This is a genomic window from Pedobacter frigoris (assembly GCF_005116445.1).
Lineage (GTDB): Bacteria > Bacteroidota > Bacteroidia > Sphingobacteriales > Sphingobacteriaceae > Pedobacter > Pedobacter frigoris.
Genome location: NZ_SWBQ01000001.1, coordinates 1,336,533 through 1,354,354 on the forward strand (window position 1 = coordinate 1,336,533; position 17,822 = coordinate 1,354,354).

Consider the following 17,822-nt stretch of genomic DNA (forward strand, 5'->3'; position numbering starts at 1 on the left):
CTGCAGCTATACGATGGAAATCATTTAAACTTCAACAATGTTCCTTTCTGTACAGCTTCTTATCTATTCTAATATATATTCATTTTAATAGCAGATAGCTTAGTACCTTTCTCTAGAAATACAAACCATAAGCTATGTTTCCCAGTTATAGGTACCAAAGCAACAACTGAATTTGAAGCAGAGGCCTTACCTATCAACCGGCCATCAACTGAATCTATATGTACTTCCACATCGCCATCAATACCTTTTCCATCAGTAATGAATTCCATTTTTTTAAGATCAGTTAAGTCCACATTTTTCATTAGAATAGATGCTCCGGAGACTTTAGAAATAACCGCTGTTTTGTTTTTATTGAAATCTACCTCATTAAATCCATCTAACTGACTTACTAAAACATATGGATCCTTCAAAACAACCACATGCTCCGCAAACTGGGCGGGAGCGAGCTTAGTACCCCGATCTTTATATGCCGCCCTAAATATAAACGAGCCTTTATTTGTTTGTCCTGGCTTAACGTTTGTTGTATAGGTTCCATTAACTGGTAGATTCCTATTTACAGGTGCTTTTTCACTCAGACTTAGGATGTATTTAACGATTGAACTCACCTCAGTTACCGGCATGGTAGAATGTGCTGGCATCATTGCGTCTCCCCACACTCCTGCTCCTCCGTTGATCACCTTTTTTACAAGTGTCCCCTCTGCAGTTTTATTTCCTTTGTATTTCAACGCGACCTGCTTAAAAGATGGACCTAATGATTTTGTATCAACTGCATGACAGGCATTACAGTCACTTTTCTTAATCATTGCTTTAGCAGTTGAAAACTGCGCTGTAACATCAAAATTATTTTGCCGCTGAGCGATGACAGTCATGTCGTATCCCTCAGTAAGGTAGTTAATGGAAACGGATACCTGAGCGGGCGATATTCTTTTATTAGTCAGGCTACCATCCTCTTTATCTGTTACATTAACAGCATATTTGATGCTAGTTCCAGGAAAATAAAAACTAGAATTTCCTTTTGTAAAATTCAACCTAACAATTGGAATAGCATTTCCTGCAGCAATATCAACTGATTTGCTATTTTTAGCTCCCTGGTTATCCGTAACAGTAAGCGTAGCTTTATACACTCCTGATGCTGTCAAAGTAATTTCAGGATCTGGCAATTTACTTGATTGCTTTAAAATGCCCCCTTTTGTAATTTTCCATTCGTATTTTAAAGAGTCTCCGTCGGCATCAGCTGTTCCCGAAGAAGACAATTTAATTTTTAGGGGTATTAGTCCAGCCGAAACAGTTGTTGAAACCTGTACTACTGGTTTTCTGTTACCGCCATTATATTCTATTTTGATGAGTTCAGCTTCAGGATTATCCTTAAAATAACCATTCCCATATTCCAGGACATATAAGCTTCCATCTGGACCAAATTTAATATCTATAGGCCCGCGTAGTGTCAGGTTGGGTAGAAAGCGTTCCATGGATTTGAAATTACCATTATCATCAAGTGTTACCAATAATAACCAACCCCTCACCCAGTCCGTAATTAACCATTTCCCCTCAAAATAATGAGGAAAGACTTTAGCTGTCTGTTTAAAATCACTTTTATGAAATATAGGACCTCCTACAGCACTTCTGCCTCCACTGCCCATTTCAGGGAATTCTTCGCTTGCAGCATAGGGATACCAAATCATTGATGCTACGGCCGGAGTCAGCCTATTAAGCCCGGTATTATTGGGCGAGCTATTTACAGGATTCATGGCATCATAAAGCGCGCCCGATTGTTTGGTTGCGAAATTGTAATATCTATATGCCTGATTATTGCCTATAAAATAGGGCCAGCCATAGTTGCCTGCCTTTTTAGCTATGTTGAATTCATCATAAGAGCGTGGTCCACGGCTTTCAGAACTATTGGATCCATCGGGGCCCACCTCTCCCCAGTACAACCAATTGGTCTTACTATCTATGGTCAATCTCCATGGGTTTCTATTTCCCATTGTATAGATCTCTGGCCTTGTTTTTGGAGTTCCTTTTGGAAATAGATTTCCATCCGGAATGGTATAAGTACCATCAGGTTCCGGATGTATTCTGAGAATTTTCCCTCTTAGGTCATTGGTATTTCCAGAAGATTTTTGTGCATCCTTCGGACTCTCACCCGGGCGTTCATCAATTGGTGTAAATCCATCAGACGATCTTGAAAACGTATTATCTCCGGTACTTAGCAAAAGGTTTTTATCTTTATCAAATAGCATTCCACCACCTACATGACAACATTCTTCACGCTGTACTTCAACATCAATAATTTTCTTTTCTGTAGTCATATTTAGCTTCCCTCCTGTCCATGTAAATCTTGACAACCTGTTTACCGATTCATTTTTAGGGGAATAATAAATATAAATCCAGTGGGTTTTATTATAATCCGGGTCGAGGATAACACCTTGTAATCCATCTTCACCTTCTGATCGATCTCCGGTTTTACTTACATACTCCCTGCTAACAAACAGATCAGCTATTATGGTCATTTTATTTGTAGCCGGATCATATAGTTTTAATTTTCCTTTACGTTCAGCATAGAGTACTTTACCATCATTCATGATTTGGAATTGCATAGGCTCTTCGAGCTTTTGTGCAAGTACTACTTTAGTAAAGCGATTATCATCAGGCTTTGTTTTTCCTTGTGTATAAGCATTATTTTGAAGTAAGTTTAATATAGAAAATCCAATCAGGATCAGACGGTAATTTAGCTTCATTTATATATACAGATTACAGTTTGCGCTCAGGTTTTTCAGTTAATAACAAGGTTATCGATTTATAACTGTTGTAGTTAATCCGTTTTAGCAACACCTAATATAGCAGTTTGTGCTAAAATTTCCATTTTGATCTATTTAAAAGTTACAAGACCATATCGTTAGTTAATAAACTCAATAATTGAGTTTTCAGTGCTAATGAAAAACTACTCTGTGTTTAAAATTGTTGTAGCACACAACTGTGATAAAAAACGTTTTGTAAATGGTTCATGAATTTAAATTCGTAGATGTTAGTAATGCAGAAGTATTGATAAGATAATTCAAAATTCATGTCGTTTTAATTCGCATTTGTTATATTAGGTATGGCAATAATACTAATTGGCTTATAGTGTCGGACTAATTAACAAAACGTCCGTTTTATGCTTTTGCTTTTAATAATAATTAACAAATACCAGAAAAATGAAAACAACAAAATTTGTAATGACTGCGGCGCTAGCCGCCACCCTGTTCTTTGCAGGATGTAAACCTAAAGATGCAGACATACAAGCTGCAGTCCAGGCTAAAGAAGCCAGCGGTATCAGTGTTGCTGTAACCAAGGGAGATGTAACGCTTAGTGGCGAAGTTGCTGATGAAGCTGCAAAATTAAAGGCTGAAGAGGTAGCTAAGAATGAAAAAGGTGTTAAATCAGTTATCAATAACATTAAAATAAAAGTTGAGGCACCTGTAGTCATATCAGAAGATGCTACACTTCAAAAAAATGTTGTTGATGCTACAAAGGATTTTCCTACCGTAAAAACTGAAGTTAAGGATGGTGTAGTTACGCTAACCGGAGAAATTCAAAAAGCTTCTTTGATCACTTTAATGCAGCATCTTTCTGCTTTAAAACCTAAAAAAATAGACAATAAATTAACCATAAAATAATCCGGAAATGGCATTACAAGAAAAATATAAACAATTGACAGATGCAGCTTCTACTGCAGGAATAACAAATCTTTCTGTAAGAGAACAAGACGGCATATTATATGTTGATGGAACTGCAGCAGATGGAAATACTAAAGATCAGCTTTGGAATATATACAATCAGATTGACCCTAATTTTGCGTCGGGAGATTTGGTATTAAATGTAAATGTAGCTATAGATGCAATTGTTACTCATGCTAAAGTGATTACAGAAAGTAGTAATTTAAATATACGTAAAGGTCCAGGTACTGATCAGCCAATTGTGGGTAAAGCTGCACATGGCGAAGTTATTACTTTGGTTAACATGAGTAATGATTTATGGTGGTTAGTGCGAACCAATGATGGTGAGGAAGGTTATTGCTACGCACAGTATCTGGAGCCTCAATCATAAATATTTAACATTCTAACTAAGAGAAAGGCTGCTTAATAAGTAGCCTTTCTCATATCAGCTATTTCGGGCCGCGCCACAATTGAGCTAAACTTATCCTTGTTAAGAAAATTTGGCAATCAGTGAGTATAGGAGAAAACAACTATTATCACGAATTATAACCAAAAATCCCTATAATTTTAGGATATAGAATAAAATCCCTATATTTATAATTACATAAATGATGAAGATGAAAAAACAAGCCGTTATAACGGGAGACATCATCAATTTCACAAAGCTACTCGCAATTAAAAGGCAACAGCTAATTGAAGATACAGAAGTCCTATTAAAAACATGGGCTAAAGAAAAAGCTGAGGCAGAAATATTTAGAGGAGATAGCTACCAGGTATTATTTGATGAAATTCTTAAAGCTATAACAAAGAGCATACAGCTTATATGCTGGTTCAAAAAGCATTCAGATGAGAATAATAAAATATATTTGAGTACCCGCATTTCCATAGGTATAGGTGAAATTTCATATTTAGGTAAAAATGTTCTAAACTCAGACGGAGAAGCATTTCATCTATCAGGACGAAACTTTGATATCATGAGAGATAATGAATACCTATCTATACATACAGCAGATGAAAATAAAAATACCGGCATTGAAATAATCCTTGGTTTCATCAACAAATATATAGGCAAATGGACGAAGGGACAAGCAGAAGTAATCTTTCTTATTTTAGAAGGCAAAACTCAGCAGGAAATTGCAGAGACACTTTCTTTATCCCAACCTTCAGTCAATGGCAGATTAAAATCAGCTGGATGGAAGGAAGTTGACGCTACTATCAAATATATCGCGAACTTAATAGAACAGAAATAATGGAAATAAACTTACTATTGAGGTTAGTTATTGCACATCTTTTGACTGATTTTGTGTTACAGCCAAAGAGCTGGGTAACTGACAGGGAACAAAAAAAAGGAAAATCATTTAAACTCTATATACATGTTATTATAACCACCATCGTTGCCTATCTTTTCTCAGGTCTTTATGATAACGTGGTCATTCCCTTAGTAATATTCAGTACTCATCTGCTTATAGATTATATAAAATCAAAAGCAAACAAAGATAAATTCCGCTATTTCATTGCTGATCAACTGGCTCATTTACTGGTTATAATCACCTTATGGTTATCGATTGAAAACATATGGGTAAGTATTCCCCCATTCGCAAATGAACTATTCAGCAATACCAGATTTTGGGTTGTTTCAGCAGGTTATCTATTCGTAAGCTGGCCATTGGGAATTATCATAGGCAAAGCGACACAAAAATGGCGTGATCAGATTAGCCGTGAAAAAGAAAAATTAGCATTAGAAAATAAAAATGAAGAAGTAACTGAAGAAAATCAAACTGCAACTTTACCTGAAATCATTAAAACCACAGAAGAACAAGAACTTGGATTAGCCAGCGCAGGTAAATGGATTGGTATTTGTGAAAGGATACTTATCTTAACTTTTGTCCTGATGGCACAATATACAGCAATTGGTTTTTTAATGACTGCCAAATCAATTTTAAGGTTCAGCGAAAAAGAGGCCAACACTCAATTAAAAACGGAATACGTATTGGTTGGCACCTTGGTTAGTTTTGCTTCTTCAGCAATGATTGGTGTCTTAATCAATTTAATCCTAAAGTAATTTATCGTGTTTTTTATGAAAAAGAATCCGATTATTCTATAAAGTGAGTTTGCCGGTATATTTTTGGCATTTTACCGGTTATCATTTTAAAGCACTTATGGAACGAAGAAAAATTGTAAAACCCTGACTCAAAACACACCTGCTTAACCTCCATTTTATTTTCAAGAATCAGTTTGCAAGCGTAACCTATGCGGATATCAATCAGAAATCTCGAAAATGTTCTCCCTGTTCGGGCTTTAAAATATCTGCAGAAAGAATTCGGAACAAGGTCTGCAACTGCAGCGATTTCCTCCAACTGAATCTTTTTCTTAAAATTATTCAAAGCAAAGTTATAGATATTGTTCATCCTTTCGTTTTCAGATTCCCGAAAGTCATACTTAAAACCCATAGAAGAAAGTAAAACCGGGTGCGACAGACATTAGTACCTGAACCTTTATGAAAACAAATCAATTCAATTTCAGTATGATAATGCCATCTGTTGTTGATATTTGGGATCATATCTTTTCTAATACAGAAAGACTGATCTACATTACTGGGTACTTTCAGATGGAGTGGTTTCATAATGTTGAAACTCCCAGGCAGGTAACTGATTTTAATTTCAGCGACTTTTGACAGGTCATTTTGAATTTGCAGCTTTTCCATAACTATTGATTTAATGAATGCCAGTGGTAACTTTATCCATTTGGCATTACCTTACCAACAAAGTTTCCTGGAACCTTATATGGACGAGGAAACCCTTAGCACTATACTTTCCATCATGGCGGAGCAGTTAAGGGAGCAAACAAGGATCTGCTGATGATTAAGAAATCATTGGATGAAAATAACATCGAAACGATAGATTACTGGACTAAAAAATTATCCTATCACCTGTCATCCCATATATTGCATACCATTTTCTGGACAAACCTGACCAATAAAAAATCAGAACCTAAAGGTGAATAAAGATCTGTTTATTTTAAATCGTAAAATAATATAACAGTTGCTAACGTTGTAAAAAATCAAAAAAAAGATGTAAATTAAGAATAAACCTGAATTAAACTATTTTTTTCAACGCTATCATTAAATGATAGCATCATTTCTTCTTAAATTACTACATACCAAACTTTTTAATAAAGTCTCCAGGTGTGCAATTATTAACCATTTTAAACTGCTTTGCAAAATAACTGACCGACGAAAAGCCTGATAAATAAGCTACTTCGGTCACGTTGCTGTTTGGGTTGAGTAGTAAATTTTGGGCGTGTGCCATTCTTTCATTCAAGATATATTCGCCAGGCGATTTGCTACAATACGCGTCAAACAAACGATACAAAGTACTTTTGCTACAGTTGCCAACGTTCGTTAATATTTCTACGGTGAGCGGACTCGCTAGATTTTCTTTGATGTAATTTTTTATCAAAAAAAGTTGATTGTTATTGTTTAGTACATCCACTTCTTGTGAATGCTCGTTTTGCGCATCTATTAAGCGTACTAAAAAAGATTTTAGCAATAAGTCGTTTAAAGCAAAAAGCTGCTTCTTTTGTGTTGCTAAATTGATCAATTCATTAAAAGCTCGAACCAACGAGGCGTTATTATTAAAATGAAAATTCTTAAAATCGAGCGCCCAAATTGCCTCTTCATTCAGATATTCTTGATTAAGATATTTCAAATTATCTATAATGGTTTGGTGCGGAATTAAAATCGTCGCACATTGCACCGGCGATTTTTCGCTGGCGTCCGGAAAATCAGCAAAAATAGTTTCTCCTTCGGGCAAAATTAGTGATGTACCTGGCAAAAAATCAAACTTGTTGCCCTGTTTGGTGTACACCACTTTTCGACCTCTAATCATTCCGGAGATGGATAATCCTTCGTATTTTATTTCAACTTTTGTAGACGATTGAAAAGTTTCAAAAATATTGATTTCGTAATTTCCACAATCAAACCTTGTTCTATTTTCAAAACCTTTTCGCAAATGTTTCGGCGTTTGGATAGAAAGTAAATCGATGTAATGTATCATAGAAATCAGCTTTTTAATTAAATTAAAGATAAAGAAATCAAATTGAAACAATAGTGATATGTTTAGAAACGATTGTTATACGATGAAAAATTCTTATTCATCAACTTTGTTTTAAACAATTTAAAACGACAGATTATGAGTAACATCACATTAGAGCAAGCACGCAAAGTGATCGACGCTGGGATACAAAAATCCATTGCCTTAGGCGTAAAAATGAATATTACGGTGGTAGACGCCGGAACCAATTTAGTAGCATTCAACAAGATGGACGATGCTTGGTTGGGATCGATTGACATTGCACAAAAGAAAGCCCGCACCGCACGATTTTTCAATATGGATACTGGTGTAATTGGGCAACTATCGCAACCTGGGGCATCATTGTACAACATCGAACATTCTAACGGCGGTTTAATTACATTTCCTGGTGGCGTAGTGCTAAAAGATGCTTCTGGAACGATAATTGGAGCGGTTGGCGTCAGCGGAAGTTCTGTAGAAGACGACCACGAGGTTGCCCTTGCTTGTGCTAGTGCAATCGCCTAATTAAAGTAAATTTTCAAAATATGTTTTTTTCTATAGAAAATTCAGAAGTCGGCACGTTTAACGCGGATCATTTGCAAAATCCTGTGCAGGTTGGTAATCCGATGGCATTGATTTTTTATCGAAATCACGCCCGAACGTTTATTTATCGCAACCTATTCCAATAAACCAGACGGTGTGTTTTTGGATCGACATAGCCAAAAAAGAATACCTAAAAATGCGTGGACTCTCTTCTATTGATGTAGACCGGGCAAAACCTATTGCGAGCAATCCTAGGGCAGCCTCATTTAGAAATGATGTAGTGGGCTGGGCTGCATTAACCAATCAGTTGATGGTTTGGGATTATGTTGTTCAATTTACTAACTATGTAAGCCCCTTTCCAAACCTGGGCACCTTACAGCCGAACCTAAATTATTTTGGCACGAACAAAGTAAGTGGGGCTTTTATTCAGGGAACCGAAAATACAGTAGGTGAATTTTCGGCGCTAAAAGCTTATTTATTGGCAAAACTGAGCTGGGATCCAAAAGCTGATATTACAAAAGCCAAGGCCGAATTTATGCCTTCCTACTATGGAAAGGCAACACCATTTATTAATCAATATATTGCACAAATAGAACAGCAATTGCAAAGGTCGGGGCGTGTTTTAGATATTTATGGCGATCCCGTGACAGAATGGAACACATGGCTAAGGCCCGATCAGATAGATAATTATAGTAATCCCTTGGAAAATGCAGCTGCCTCAGTAGAAACCCAACCCGATTTTTTGAAAAGAGTGCAATTAGAAACTTTGCCCTTAGAGTTTGCCGTATTGCAGCAAGCACGTTTTTACGGAATTGAAAAACATGGTCTTTTCGAAGTAGAAGAAGGAGGTAATTGGACTGTCAGGTCAAATATTGAACAAAAAATTGCCCATTTTATCGAATTGAGTAAAAACTCAAATGTTAAAACTTTACAGGAAGATGGGCTTTCTATTGATAACTATGCTCAGGAATGGAACAAGATTATTAAAATGGGCGCAATATTACATGCCGGAATAAATAGTAAAGTGACTGCGCTTACCCCTTTTGATACCGAATATCCGGCCAAAGGCACACATACGCTTACCGATGGCACTTACGGCTACAATAATTTTCAGTACAACTATTTGGGCTGGTATGGCAATGACATGGAAGTGCTGATAGATTTGAGCCAAAGTAAAATGCTCGATGCCCTATCCATTGGATTTTTAGAAGATCAGCGACATTGGGCCTTTTTGCCAAGCCATATCAGTATAGAACTTTCTGATGATAAGCAGAACTTTATCAAAGCCGGCGAAATGAATATGGATCCGCCTGAAGAAAATTATACAAAAGAAACACATCGGTTAAATATCAAACTAACCACAAAAGACCGGTTCCGGTACATTAGGGTTACTACTATTGGAGCTTTAGATTTGGTTCTAATAAAGGGCTGTATCTTATAAACTTCATTCATCTTGTAGAAAACTTCGTATACGAACCATTAAACCCATCTGTACAATTGTTTTATGCAGTTCGCGATATGTTTTACCTCTATTCTCTTCCTGCAATATAAAGTTGATGAAAGCTTCCAGATTGGTTGAACTTCTGGACTCCCTTTTTACAAGCTGTTCTATTAATACGTATTTTCTAACTGTACTACGGGCCAGCTTTGTAATTCTTACAATTTGCCTTAGCGTAATACCATTGCCATGCAGCTCTTTAACTTTGTCGAATTTATACTGTCTGTGAATACCAATATTAGCGGTTAAAATGTTCGACTCTGTAGTTTCTGGTGTACTTTGAACTGGCTGTTCTGCCTCAACTGGTGTAGAGGCTTCGCTTTTCGGATCATTATAACGCTTAAATATTTCCTTCAGCTCTTTCCTTTTGATTGAAAGGTCCTTTTAGTTGCCTCCCTGTATTTTAGCCTCTTCACGTTTAACAATATTTACACACAACATCCCATCCACATACTTCGCTTCAATACCATTCTCATCGGCAGCTTCAGGCAGCGTGAAAGAACGCACAAAAGAATTGTAGCTGAACTCCCGCTTGTTGTAATTGCGCTCTTGTGCATTATTTTCCGAATTCCGCTCTACAGAAATATTTAGCAGATTCCTTTCTAGTGAAAGCTTAAAGTCGTTCTTCTTCAAACCCGGCGCAGCAAGTTCTACATAATAATGATCTTTACTCTCACTGATATTGACCGCAGGCACACGTGCCATCATGCGATCAGAAAAGAAAGTGTCATTGAAAATAGAATCGAAAACGCCATCAAAGCCATTCATCAGGTCATTTTTCTTCACATTGCCATTTGGATTAAATTTAACCAGTGTCATAGGTCTGTCCTCCTTAAATTGATTTAAATGATTAAAACTTACAATTAATTAAAATCACAACTTAATAACTAAATCTGTTATATATGGAGTCATTTGGTTTCGAAAAACTTCTGGAAATAGTTAGAAGACTGTTCGAAAAAGTGGAGCATATCGAGGAGATGCTACAGGATCTAAAGCCCAAAGACCCACAGGAAAACGAACTTTTAACCATCCAGGAAGCAGCCGAATTTCTTAAGGTAACAGTACCTGCCCTATATACTAAAGTAAGCAGACAAGAGATCCCTGTAAGCAAACCCGGTAAAAGATTATACTTCAATAAGACTGACCTGAAGAAATGGATCACTGCTTCAAGAAAGAAAACAATTATGGAAATCAGAAAAGAAGCTGAAGAGCGTATGAAAATGCTCAATAAGCATAAAAATTTTATTTGATATATAGCACTAAGATCAATGATTCCATTTAGTTTTTACAGCCTATACCGAAGTTTGATGTTTCTTCCGATAGCTTTAAGTAGTCCAGAATTATCATTTATAGTCGCATCAACAACATCCCAATCACCCTTTGGGTTGCAAACAAGTTGATAATCCATGCCATTCAGGTTAATCTGGATTTCACCGGTTTCTTTTGTTATTCCCTTGGTAATAATGATGTAGGTATAATCCTTTTCATCAAAATTGATGCGCATCGGTAAACTCATAATGCAAATATAGCGTAGGAAATGTAAATTTATTGTCCTCCCTTCTAGATCCCACTGAAAAATTTATGGGCGGTCAGAAACTGCTTTTTATTCCGATGTACAATGAAATTAAGAGATCCTGCGATATATTTTCTTCTGGCTCTATACTCATAGCCTCTTCAGGTTTTTTGAAAATAACGTTATTCAAATCCCCAGTTTATCCAGTAACTAACTTAAATGCAGATGACATCATCTCTTGTTCTGCCCTTGGAATTCCCAGTTTCGATGCTATTGATCTCCAGTCCTTAACTGAGAATTCTACTTCCTTAATGATTTGATGCATCCGGTCTTCTTTAAGCTGGAAAAACTGACCAACACTTATTGCCAGCTCAAAATCTAATGCATTGTTGTCCATATCAACATTTAAAGCCAAACCATTTTTATCTGTTGAGGGATTAATATCATAGGCTGGTGATAATCTCCAACCTTTTTCTTCCAATAGAAATCCATGGTTCCTAAAATGATCATCAGTATTGGAAATCGCCATGTGAAACACCATCCGCCTCCACAATTGATGTAAATCAACCACTATGTTTGAACCATAAGTTTGTATGAATTCCGCTATCTCAAGATAACTTGGAGTGGCGTCTCTAATGGTGTCTTCACTGTTCCCGGTCATGGTCATAGCTGATGCGAAATGAATCCTCTGTTCAGCATCCCGATCAAAGCGTCTCGACAAAAATGTATGATAAGGACCTCTTACCTTTTCAAGAGCACAGAAAGGCATGTTAACTCCTGCCTTACAAGCCAATTCATATGCAAGAAACTCCCATGCTGCCTTATCGGTTGTGTCCGACTTTGAAGGAAACTTTGCAATACATAAATGACCATCCAAGTCAATAATATTTGCCTTTGGTCTTGCTCCACCTAACGATGATCCAGGAGCAAAAAGCACTGGAATCCATTGATCGCCATTTTTTCCCTCCTCATCATCTTCATATGCTTTAACACTGGCCTGTAGCTCTCGCAAATGCGTTATTGGTGGGGTTGGATTATCCTTGTTATCATCTAGAAAAGAGCCATTAGGATCCAGTTTGAATCGGAGTGCACCCATTCTTGAAACATCATGGACACCCAACAAAAAATCAATCTCATAAAGTTTTGGTGATGCGACTCCTCTTGCGAGGGCTGTTTGTGCAGCACGGCGAAGCATAAGCTTTCTGCCCCAGGTATCAGGCATTGAATCCATAAAAACACCAAAATTGTCCTTCTTATCTGGATATTGAGTTCCAGAATACAATCCAATTTCGGGATCAAGCAAGAATACCTGATCTGATTTCATCCAATCTTTATCGTATTCAAAACCAAATACCCGGCTTCCTTTACTCTGCTGTGCAGATATTACACCTATGCATTTCGGGGCTTCCATCCCCTTCCAATGGGCATATACCCAAATGTCTGTTTTCGACGCCGCCATTAGGTTAACAGATCTAAATCCTGGAGTTTTCTGCCAAGTTCATCATCCACAGCCAGTTTAAGAAAATCCTCATGTAAATTCAGGGCTTTTAGCACATTGAAATATGCACCCATAGATACACCAGGATCACCTCTCTCTATCTTACGAAGTGTTACCCTTTCAATTGCAGCACGTTCAGCAAGCTGAATGGCAGTCAGTTTCCTACGCATTCTTGCAAGCTTGATGTTCTCACCAAGCTGATCCCAGATTTTTTGATACCTGGGAAAGACAACAACCTTCTTTGACTTCATAATGGATATTATTATATCCAAATATAACAAAATTGGATATAATAATATCCAAAAATATAAATTTCCGTAAGACTACTTTTCATTCCGATGCACAATCAACTTAAATGATTTCGACGGTAAGTATTCTTCCAATTCCACTTCAGCAGTTTCTTCCGGCATTTTCAACATAACCTTATCTGCGGCATTACGTTTAGTCTTGTCTACAATTTTGGCATAGATCTCGGTATTCTTGAAAGCCTTATGACCAAGCATTTTAGAAACGGTGTAAATATCCGTCCCGAGTTCCAGTTGCAGTGTAGCGAAAGTATGGCGAAAACTATGAAATGTTATATTCTTATTGATACCTCCTGCTGCAAGCCAATGTGTAAAGAAAGTCTTCAATCTCGAATACCTTAACCCTTGAAATACAAGGGTGTTCTCAGTATTTTTATTCCCCATAAAAAAGACTGCCTGATCAGATATTGGCATCACCTCTGCAGTTTCTGTTTTTTCCTGTGAGAACTGCAGCTCATATTTCCCAGCAGTTCCGCGTAATTCCGACCACTTCAATGCTGATACATCAGAAAATCTCAATCCGGTTAGTCCACAGAAAAGCGCAGCCCTTCTCATCAAATCTGACTCGGCAGGAGTTTCTGCTAAAAGTCGGAACTCCTCTAGTGTAAGCCTTTCTCTATGGGTATCTTTAGGTGTAATAGGCTTTACAATCGAATGTAGATCCTGTAGTATAATCCCCCTTTTATACGCAATTCTTAAAACATGCCTCAATTTTGCATAATAACAGACAGCCGTATTTCTCGTGATCGGTCTCCCTGTCCTGCTAATACCTGGACCGCTAAGCAAGTAGATTTTGTAATCTTCACACAGATAGTCATTAAGTTCTGGAAACTTGAGATCATGACCTGCAAAAGCGATAAAATATCGCAAACCCATAGCCCAGTCATCTGAAAGCGATTGTTGCTTTTTACGGGTTTCCATCTTGAAGAAATCAATAAAACTTGAATTCCTTATGGCATCGGAGAGAAAGCCAAATCTACGATTTTGTATATCCAATTGTCGCTGCGCACAAACCGTGCGGGCTAGCGTCATCGTTTCCTTATTGTGCTGGCGTTCCCATTGATCGGCAGTTTCATCATAAATATACAATTTAAGTGTTTCAAACTGGTGCAATTTACCTGTAGCAGGGTTTTTAAGGGGTGGTGAATAATCCAGCACAATGCTCTTCCTGCTGTTGGTAATACTTCTCATTTTTACCTTAGCCATAACTTAATCTTTTTGGTTAGAAAATTTATTTAGATCAGACTTTAAAACGTAAGTGTACTTACCATCTCGATATTTAGGGACATTATTCCGCTTTAGCAGTTCCCACAACGCTCTCTCAGAAAAATTAAGCGCCTCTTGAGCCTCCGACATGGAATAGCACAACTTCGGATGTGGATTCTTTTTACGCGCCTTCAACTCAGGTACCTCGAATTCCGGGAGCACCAGCATCTGATCAAGATCAATTCGTTTAATTAATGTTTTACGCGGTGTCAATCTGACGGCTTTTATTCTACCACTTTGAATGATATTGTAAATACTTCTGACTGAAGTATTCAATAATCTGGCAGCCTCCTTAACCGTTAAAAATTCTGCCACTAATGTACTCGCAGTGGTCGCGGCAATAGTCTCCACAACTTGCTTCTCAGAAGCCTCTATTTTCAATTCTCTGGCCTTTCGTTTTCCGTATCTGCTGTTACATATATAGCTGCAAAATCTAGTCACCGTAGTCTTTGCTATGAAAGCGTTTCCACAGAATTCACAAATCCTTTTTACCTTAATGTTCGAACTCATCCTTTTGTTGCTTTAAGTCTAAAGCACAGTCACTTTTTGATCAAATTGCACCGAAAAATACCTGTAGTTATCTCGCTTTTTTAAGTGTCATTAGATGTCGTTAGTCGCCATAATCTACCAGATGATTTTTACACCTGATTTTTAGGAGAAAAAAGCTACAAATGCGCTACAAAAGTCAGAAAAACAAAGCGATATTTCCAAAAATATTGACAAAAGAAGTTCACATAACTTATTAACAATAAGCCACATACTTGTCATTACTTAGCGTAATTATGCAGTAATTATCATCGATTATTTGCCAATACAGAACTTACTAAAGATGTTTTCCAGCAAATCATCGGTTGTAACCTGTCCTGTTATTTCCCCCAGATAATGCAAGGCCTGTTTTATATCCATCGCCAGAAAATCAGAGGTCACCGGATTATCCAATCCGTTAACTACACTATTTAACGCTGCCTGTGTTCTTTGCAATGCTTCAACGTGACGAATATTCGTAACCATAGTGTGGTTATCTGAAAGCTTGTCCCCAACAGCAGTTTCATAAAGCAATTGTTTCAATTCTTCTATCTGTTGGTGTTCTTTCGCTGAAATAGAAATAAACTGAATATCAGCGGGTAACTTAAGCTCTTTTAAACGATCGCTGTAAGATAAATCGATCTTATTTGCCACTGCAATAAAAGACATTCCCGGTCTGTGCAAACTGGTGATATCATCCTGGATTTCCGTGGCCGACATATTCACCACATCAAATAGATAAACCAAAACTGCAGATTGACTAATCTTCTGCATAGTTTTTTCAACACCTATCGCTTCAATAGTATCAGTCGCCTCTCTAATTCCAGCCGTATCTATAAGTCTGAAATTAATTCCATTAATATTCAGTACTTCTTCTATAGTATCGCGTGTGGTACCGGCTATGTCACTTACAATAGCTCTGTCTTCATTTAATAAAGCATTAAGCAATGTAGACTTACCAGCATTTGGTCTTCCTGCGATCACAGTATTTATTCCTTCCTTTATTACATTCCCCAGTTCAAAAGAACGAATCAGCTTGTTTAAAACAATTGTAATTTTACCTATCAGCTCCTGTAATTGATCTCGGTTGGCAAATTCTACATCTTCTTCAGCAAAGTCCAGTTCAAGTTCTATCATGGATGCAAAATGAATCAATTGTTCCCTTAGCACATTAAGTTCTGTGCTAAACCCACCTCTCAGTTGGTTCATGGCTACACTATGTGCAGCCGCAGAATCAGAAGATATCAGATCCGCTACAGCTTCCGCCTGTGACAGATCCAATCCGCCATTTAGAAAAGCACGCAATGTAAACTCGCCTGGCTTGGCCGCAGATGCCCCTTTTTTTATCAGTAAAGTAATGATTTGCTGAATGATGTAATTAGAACCATGACATGAAATTTCGACAACATTTTCCTTAGTATAAGATTTAGGAGCAACAAATAAACTCACAAGCACCTCATCTATAACCATATTACCATCTTTAATTAAACCAAAATGTATGGTATGAGACTCCTGTTGTAGCAAATCTTTTCCATGAAATACTGAATTGGTGATTGAAATGGCATCCTTTCCAGATAGTCGGATTATTCCTATTGCACCTATTCCGGGAGGTGTTGATAAAGCTACTATGGTTTCATTAGTGATCATTCCTGCTTACCAGAATTATCTTCTGGCCTCTTTTTTGATTATAGTTATCTGCAAAACTAGGTAAACATTTCATACCTTGGAGTGTTACTATCCCAATTTACTATCTTTTTACTTTTGAAAAACTAAACATCCTCCCATGACAGACATGCCACTTACCGTAAAGCGATCTATTGAATTACTTGGAATAGTTCTTGTAATTGCAATATTAGTAGTTGCTAACAACATCATCATGCCTGTAATTATGGCATTTTTCATCAGTATTGTGCTCCTTCCTGTTTATCGCTTTCTAATAAAACACAAGTTCCCGGAAGTTGCCGCTATTATACTGCCTATACTCTTGCTGGCGATATTTCTTGGCCTGATCATCTGGTTCTTTTCAGCGCAGGTTGGAATATTAGTAAATGATTTTCCACAGATAAAACACAACGTAAGCGTCCATTTAAATGCGCTTAGTAAATGGATAAGCAGCATCAGCGACTTTTCCACTACAGAACAGGTCAAGTTCATAAATGAAAAAAGCAATGATCTGCTCGGAGTAGCTGGTAAAGCAGCTAGCGGTGCCGCAGTGACACTGAGTTCAATATTTGTATTCGTAGGTCTCTTGCCAATTTACATTTACCTGATGCTCTTCTATAAAGACATCCTGTTAAGATTTATCTTTATGTGGTTCAAACCCGATCACCATCCAAAAGTAAAAGAAGCAATTTATGAAACTGAGGCAATCATTAAAAACTATCTGGTCGGATTACTGATACAAGTAACTTATATGACCATCCTGTTAGGAGGTATATTGTTACTCATAGGAATCAAACACGCATTACTGATAGGTGTAATTTTTGCAATTCTAAACCTAATCCCTTATGTAGGTGCGTTAATTGGAAACCTCATCGGTGTAATGCTTACATTGACTTCGTCAACAGAATTATGGCCTGTCGTTACGGTGCTTGGTGTTATAGCGGTTGTTCAGTTCCTGGACAACAACATATTGATGCCGCGAATTGTAGGATCAAAGGTAAAGATCAATGCGCTTTTCGCTATTCTAGGAGTCATCATTGGAGGCAGTATAGCAGGCGTGTCAGGTATGTTTCTTTCCATGCCTTTAATTGCAGTTTTGAAAGTCATATTCGATAGAACACAAACCTTTAAACAGTGGGGAGTTTTATTGGGCGATGAAAGACCTACGAAAAGTCCAATGACATTTCCTACATTTAGAAAGAAGAAAGCTGTTGCCACTAAAGCGGGTACAGAAAAATAAACCTAAA

Annotated in this window: 20 protein-coding genes and 1 pseudogene; 9 read left to right on the forward strand and 12 right to left on the reverse strand. The window is 37.3% G+C overall.

Going from position 1 to position 17,822, the window contains the following annotated elements; translation table 11 throughout:
- Positions 1 to 68: 68 nt before the first annotated feature.
- Entirely contained in the window at positions 69 to 2,738 is a 2,670-nt protein-coding gene (locus FA047_RS05740; protein WP_136834998.1) for a PQQ-dependent sugar dehydrogenase, read from the reverse strand.
- Between the two features lie 456 nt (positions 2,739 to 3,194).
- Here FA047_RS05740 and FA047_RS05745 point away from each other — a divergent pair, with 456 nt between their 5' ends.
- The 4 genes from FA047_RS05745 (at position 3,195) to FA047_RS05760 (ending at position 5,757) form a co-directional block, all read left to right on the forward strand.
- On the forward strand, positions 3,195 to 3,656 hold the full coding sequence (locus FA047_RS05745; RefSeq protein ID WP_205943241.1) for a BON domain-containing protein: 462 nt from the start codon (positions 3,195 to 3,197) through the stop codon (positions 3,654 to 3,656).
- A 7-nt stretch (positions 3,657 to 3,663) separates the two neighbouring features.
- A complete protein-coding gene (locus FA047_RS05750) occupies positions 3,664 to 4,086 on the forward strand; it encodes an SH3 domain-containing protein (RefSeq protein ID WP_136834999.1) in 423 nt (140 codons plus the stop codon).
- A 226-nt stretch (positions 4,087 to 4,312) separates the two neighbouring features.
- Positions 4,313 to 4,945 (forward strand): hypothetical protein, encoded by a 633-nt coding sequence (locus FA047_RS05755; RefSeq protein WP_136835000.1) that lies wholly within the window; start codon positions 4,313 to 4,315, stop codon positions 4,943 to 4,945.
- Positions 4,945 to 5,757: a DUF3307 domain-containing protein gene (locus FA047_RS05760; RefSeq protein ID WP_136835001.1), complete on the forward strand. Its 813-nt coding sequence runs from the start codon at positions 4,945 to 4,947 to the stop codon at positions 5,755 to 5,757. The genes FA047_RS05755 and FA047_RS05760 overlap by 1 nt, the downstream gene beginning before the upstream one ends.
- 31 nt (positions 5,758 to 5,788) lie before the next feature.
- Here FA047_RS05760 and FA047_RS05765 read toward each other — a convergent pair whose 3' ends face one another.
- Together FA047_RS05765 and FA047_RS21040 are read right to left on the reverse strand one after the other, a co-directional pair.
- Positions 5,789 to 6,145, reverse strand: coding sequence for a helix-turn-helix domain-containing protein (locus tag FA047_RS05765; RefSeq protein ID WP_317130909.1), 357 nt, complete (start codon positions 6,143 to 6,145; stop codon positions 5,789 to 5,791).
- Positions 6,100 to 6,399, reverse strand: a complete 300-nt coding sequence (locus FA047_RS21040) for a cupin domain-containing protein (RefSeq protein WP_317130910.1) — start codon at positions 6,397 to 6,399, stop codon at positions 6,100 to 6,102. Before FA047_RS21040 ends, FA047_RS05765 begins: the two co-directional genes overlap by 46 nt.
- 111 nt (positions 6,400 to 6,510) lie before the next feature.
- Here FA047_RS21040 and FA047_RS20625 point away from each other — a divergent pair.
- Positions 6,511 to 6,699: pseudogene (locus FA047_RS20625) on the forward strand (hypothetical protein); the annotation flags it as partial.
- 148 nt (positions 6,700 to 6,847) lie between these two features.
- Here the strand turns inward: FA047_RS20625 and FA047_RS05775 are convergent.
- Positions 6,848 to 7,750: a helix-turn-helix domain-containing protein gene (locus FA047_RS05775; protein WP_136835002.1), complete on the reverse strand. Its 903-nt coding sequence runs from the start codon at positions 7,748 to 7,750 to the stop codon at positions 6,848 to 6,850.
- A gap of 135 nt (positions 7,751 to 7,885) precedes the next feature.
- Between FA047_RS05775 and FA047_RS05780 the strand changes: the two genes are divergently transcribed.
- Positions 7,886 to 8,290: a GlcG/HbpS family heme-binding protein gene (locus FA047_RS05780; protein ID WP_136835003.1), complete on the forward strand. Its 405-nt coding sequence runs from the start codon at positions 7,886 to 7,888 to the stop codon at positions 8,288 to 8,290.
- 214 nt (positions 8,291 to 8,504) lie between these two features.
- Positions 8,505 to 9,749, forward strand: coding sequence for a DUF4838 domain-containing protein (locus FA047_RS05785; RefSeq protein WP_136835004.1), 1,245 nt, complete (start codon positions 8,505 to 8,507; stop codon positions 9,747 to 9,749).
- 3 nt (positions 9,750 to 9,752) lie between these two features.
- Here the strand turns inward: FA047_RS05785 and FA047_RS21105 are convergent, their stop codons facing one another.
- Together FA047_RS21105 and FA047_RS05795 are read right to left on the reverse strand one after the other, a co-directional pair.
- Positions 9,753 to 10,178 carry a helix-turn-helix domain-containing protein gene (locus tag FA047_RS21105; RefSeq protein ID WP_136835166.1) on the reverse strand — a complete coding sequence of 142 codons (426 nt, stop codon included), beginning with the start codon at positions 10,176 to 10,178 and terminating at the stop codon, positions 9,753 to 9,755.
- A gap of 12 nt (positions 10,179 to 10,190) precedes the next feature.
- Complete coding sequence (locus FA047_RS05795; RefSeq protein ID WP_136835005.1) at positions 10,191 to 10,625, reverse strand: Hsp20/alpha crystallin family protein; 435 nt, start codon at positions 10,623 to 10,625, stop codon at positions 10,191 to 10,193.
- An 83-nt stretch (positions 10,626 to 10,708) separates the two neighbouring features.
- Between FA047_RS05795 and FA047_RS05800 the strand changes: the two genes are divergently transcribed.
- The gene (locus FA047_RS05800) at positions 10,709 to 11,056 is read left to right on the forward strand and encodes a helix-turn-helix domain-containing protein (protein WP_136835006.1); all 348 of its coding nucleotides are present in this window, start codon (positions 10,709 to 10,711) and stop codon (positions 11,054 to 11,056) included.
- Positions 11,057 to 11,091: 35 nt separating this feature from the next.
- Here FA047_RS05800 and FA047_RS05805 read toward each other — a convergent pair whose 3' ends face one another.
- The 6 genes from FA047_RS05805 to mnmE all read right to left on the reverse strand — a co-directional run bounded on the left by FA047_RS05805 (position 11,092) and on the right by mnmE (position 16,560).
- Complete coding sequence (locus FA047_RS05805) at positions 11,092 to 11,322, reverse strand: hypothetical protein (protein WP_136835007.1); 231 nt, start codon at positions 11,320 to 11,322, stop codon at positions 11,092 to 11,094.
- A gap of 196 nt (positions 11,323 to 11,518) precedes the next feature.
- Positions 11,519 to 12,778: a type II toxin-antitoxin system HipA family toxin gene (locus FA047_RS05810; RefSeq protein WP_136835008.1), complete on the reverse strand. Its 1,260-nt coding sequence runs from the start codon at positions 12,776 to 12,778 to the stop codon at positions 11,519 to 11,521.
- Positions 12,778 to 13,068 (reverse strand): helix-turn-helix domain-containing protein, encoded by a 291-nt coding sequence (locus FA047_RS05815; RefSeq protein WP_136835009.1) that lies wholly within the window; start codon positions 13,066 to 13,068, stop codon positions 12,778 to 12,780. Before FA047_RS05815 ends, FA047_RS05810 begins: the two co-directional genes overlap by 1 nt.
- A 72-nt stretch (positions 13,069 to 13,140) precedes the next feature.
- A complete protein-coding gene (locus FA047_RS05820; protein WP_136835010.1) occupies positions 13,141 to 14,328 on the reverse strand; it encodes a site-specific integrase in 1,188 nt (395 codons plus the stop codon).
- A 3-nt stretch (positions 14,329 to 14,331) separates the two neighbouring features.
- Positions 14,332 to 14,898 (reverse strand): helix-turn-helix domain-containing protein, encoded by a 567-nt coding sequence (locus tag FA047_RS05825; RefSeq protein WP_136835011.1) that lies wholly within the window; start codon positions 14,896 to 14,898, stop codon positions 14,332 to 14,334.
- Between the two features lie 291 nt (positions 14,899 to 15,189).
- Positions 15,190 to 16,560 (reverse strand): tRNA uridine-5-carboxymethylaminomethyl(34) synthesis GTPase MnmE, encoded by a 1,371-nt coding sequence (gene mnmE / locus FA047_RS05830; RefSeq protein ID WP_136835012.1) that lies wholly within the window; start codon positions 16,558 to 16,560, stop codon positions 15,190 to 15,192.
- 136 nt (positions 16,561 to 16,696) lie between these two features.
- Between mnmE and FA047_RS05835 the strand changes: the two genes are divergently transcribed.
- Positions 16,697 to 17,815 (forward strand): AI-2E family transporter, encoded by a 1,119-nt coding sequence (locus FA047_RS05835; RefSeq protein ID WP_136835013.1) that lies wholly within the window; start codon positions 16,697 to 16,699, stop codon positions 17,813 to 17,815.
- The last annotated feature ends 7 nt before the right edge of the window (positions 17,816 to 17,822 follow it).

Coding starts and splice junctions, on each gene's coding strand:
- FA047_RS05740 (WP_136834998.1), bottom strand. CDS start 2,738: ATGAAGCTAAATTACCGTCTGATCCTGATTGGATTTTCTATATTAAAC.
- FA047_RS05745 (WP_205943241.1), top strand. CDS start 3,195: ATGAAAACAACAAAATTTGTAATGACTGCGGCGCTAGCCGCCACCCTG.
- FA047_RS05750 (WP_136834999.1), top strand. CDS start 3,664: ATGGCATTACAAGAAAAATATAAACAATTGACAGATGCAGCTTCTACT.
- FA047_RS05755 (WP_136835000.1), top strand. CDS start 4,313: ATGAAAAAACAAGCCGTTATAACGGGAGACATCATCAATTTCACAAAG.
- FA047_RS05760 (WP_136835001.1), top strand. CDS start 4,945: ATGGAAATAAACTTACTATTGAGGTTAGTTATTGCACATCTTTTGACT.
- FA047_RS05765 (WP_317130909.1), bottom strand. CDS start 6,145: ATGGGTTTTAAGTATGACTTTCGGGAATCTGAAAACGAAAGGATGAAC.
- FA047_RS21040 (WP_317130910.1), bottom strand. CDS start 6,399: ATGGAAAAGCTGCAAATTCAAAATGACCTGTCAAAAGTCGCTGAAATT.
- FA047_RS05775 (WP_136835002.1), bottom strand. CDS start 7,750: ATGATACATTACATCGATTTACTTTCTATCCAAACGCCGAAACATTTG.
- FA047_RS05780 (WP_136835003.1), top strand. CDS start 7,886: ATGAGTAACATCACATTAGAGCAAGCACGCAAAGTGATCGACGCTGGG.
- FA047_RS05785 (WP_136835004.1), top strand. CDS start 8,505: ATGCGTGGACTCTCTTCTATTGATGTAGACCGGGCAAAACCTATTGCG.
- FA047_RS05795 (WP_136835005.1), bottom strand. CDS start 10,625: ATGACACTGGTTAAATTTAATCCAAATGGCAATGTGAAGAAAAATGAC.
- FA047_RS05800 (WP_136835006.1), top strand. CDS start 10,709: ATGGAGTCATTTGGTTTCGAAAAACTTCTGGAAATAGTTAGAAGACTG.
- FA047_RS05805 (WP_136835007.1), bottom strand. CDS start 11,322: ATGAGTTTACCGATGCGCATCAATTTTGATGAAAAGGATTATACCTAC.
- FA047_RS05810 (WP_136835008.1), bottom strand. CDS start 12,778: ATGGCGGCGTCGAAAACAGACATTTGGGTATATGCCCATTGGAAGGGG.
- FA047_RS05815 (WP_136835009.1), bottom strand. CDS start 13,068: ATGAAGTCAAAGAAGGTTGTTGTCTTTCCCAGGTATCAAAAAATCTGG.
- FA047_RS05820 (WP_136835010.1), bottom strand. CDS start 14,328: ATGGCTAAGGTAAAAATGAGAAGTATTACCAACAGCAGGAAGAGCATT.
- FA047_RS05825 (WP_136835011.1), bottom strand. CDS start 14,898: ATGAGTTCGAACATTAAGGTAAAAAGGATTTGTGAATTCTGTGGAAAC.
- mnmE (WP_136835012.1), bottom strand. CDS start 16,560: ATGATCACTAATGAAACCATAGTAGCTTTATCAACACCTCCCGGAATA.
- FA047_RS05835 (WP_136835013.1), top strand. CDS start 16,697: ATGACAGACATGCCACTTACCGTAAAGCGATCTATTGAATTACTTGGA.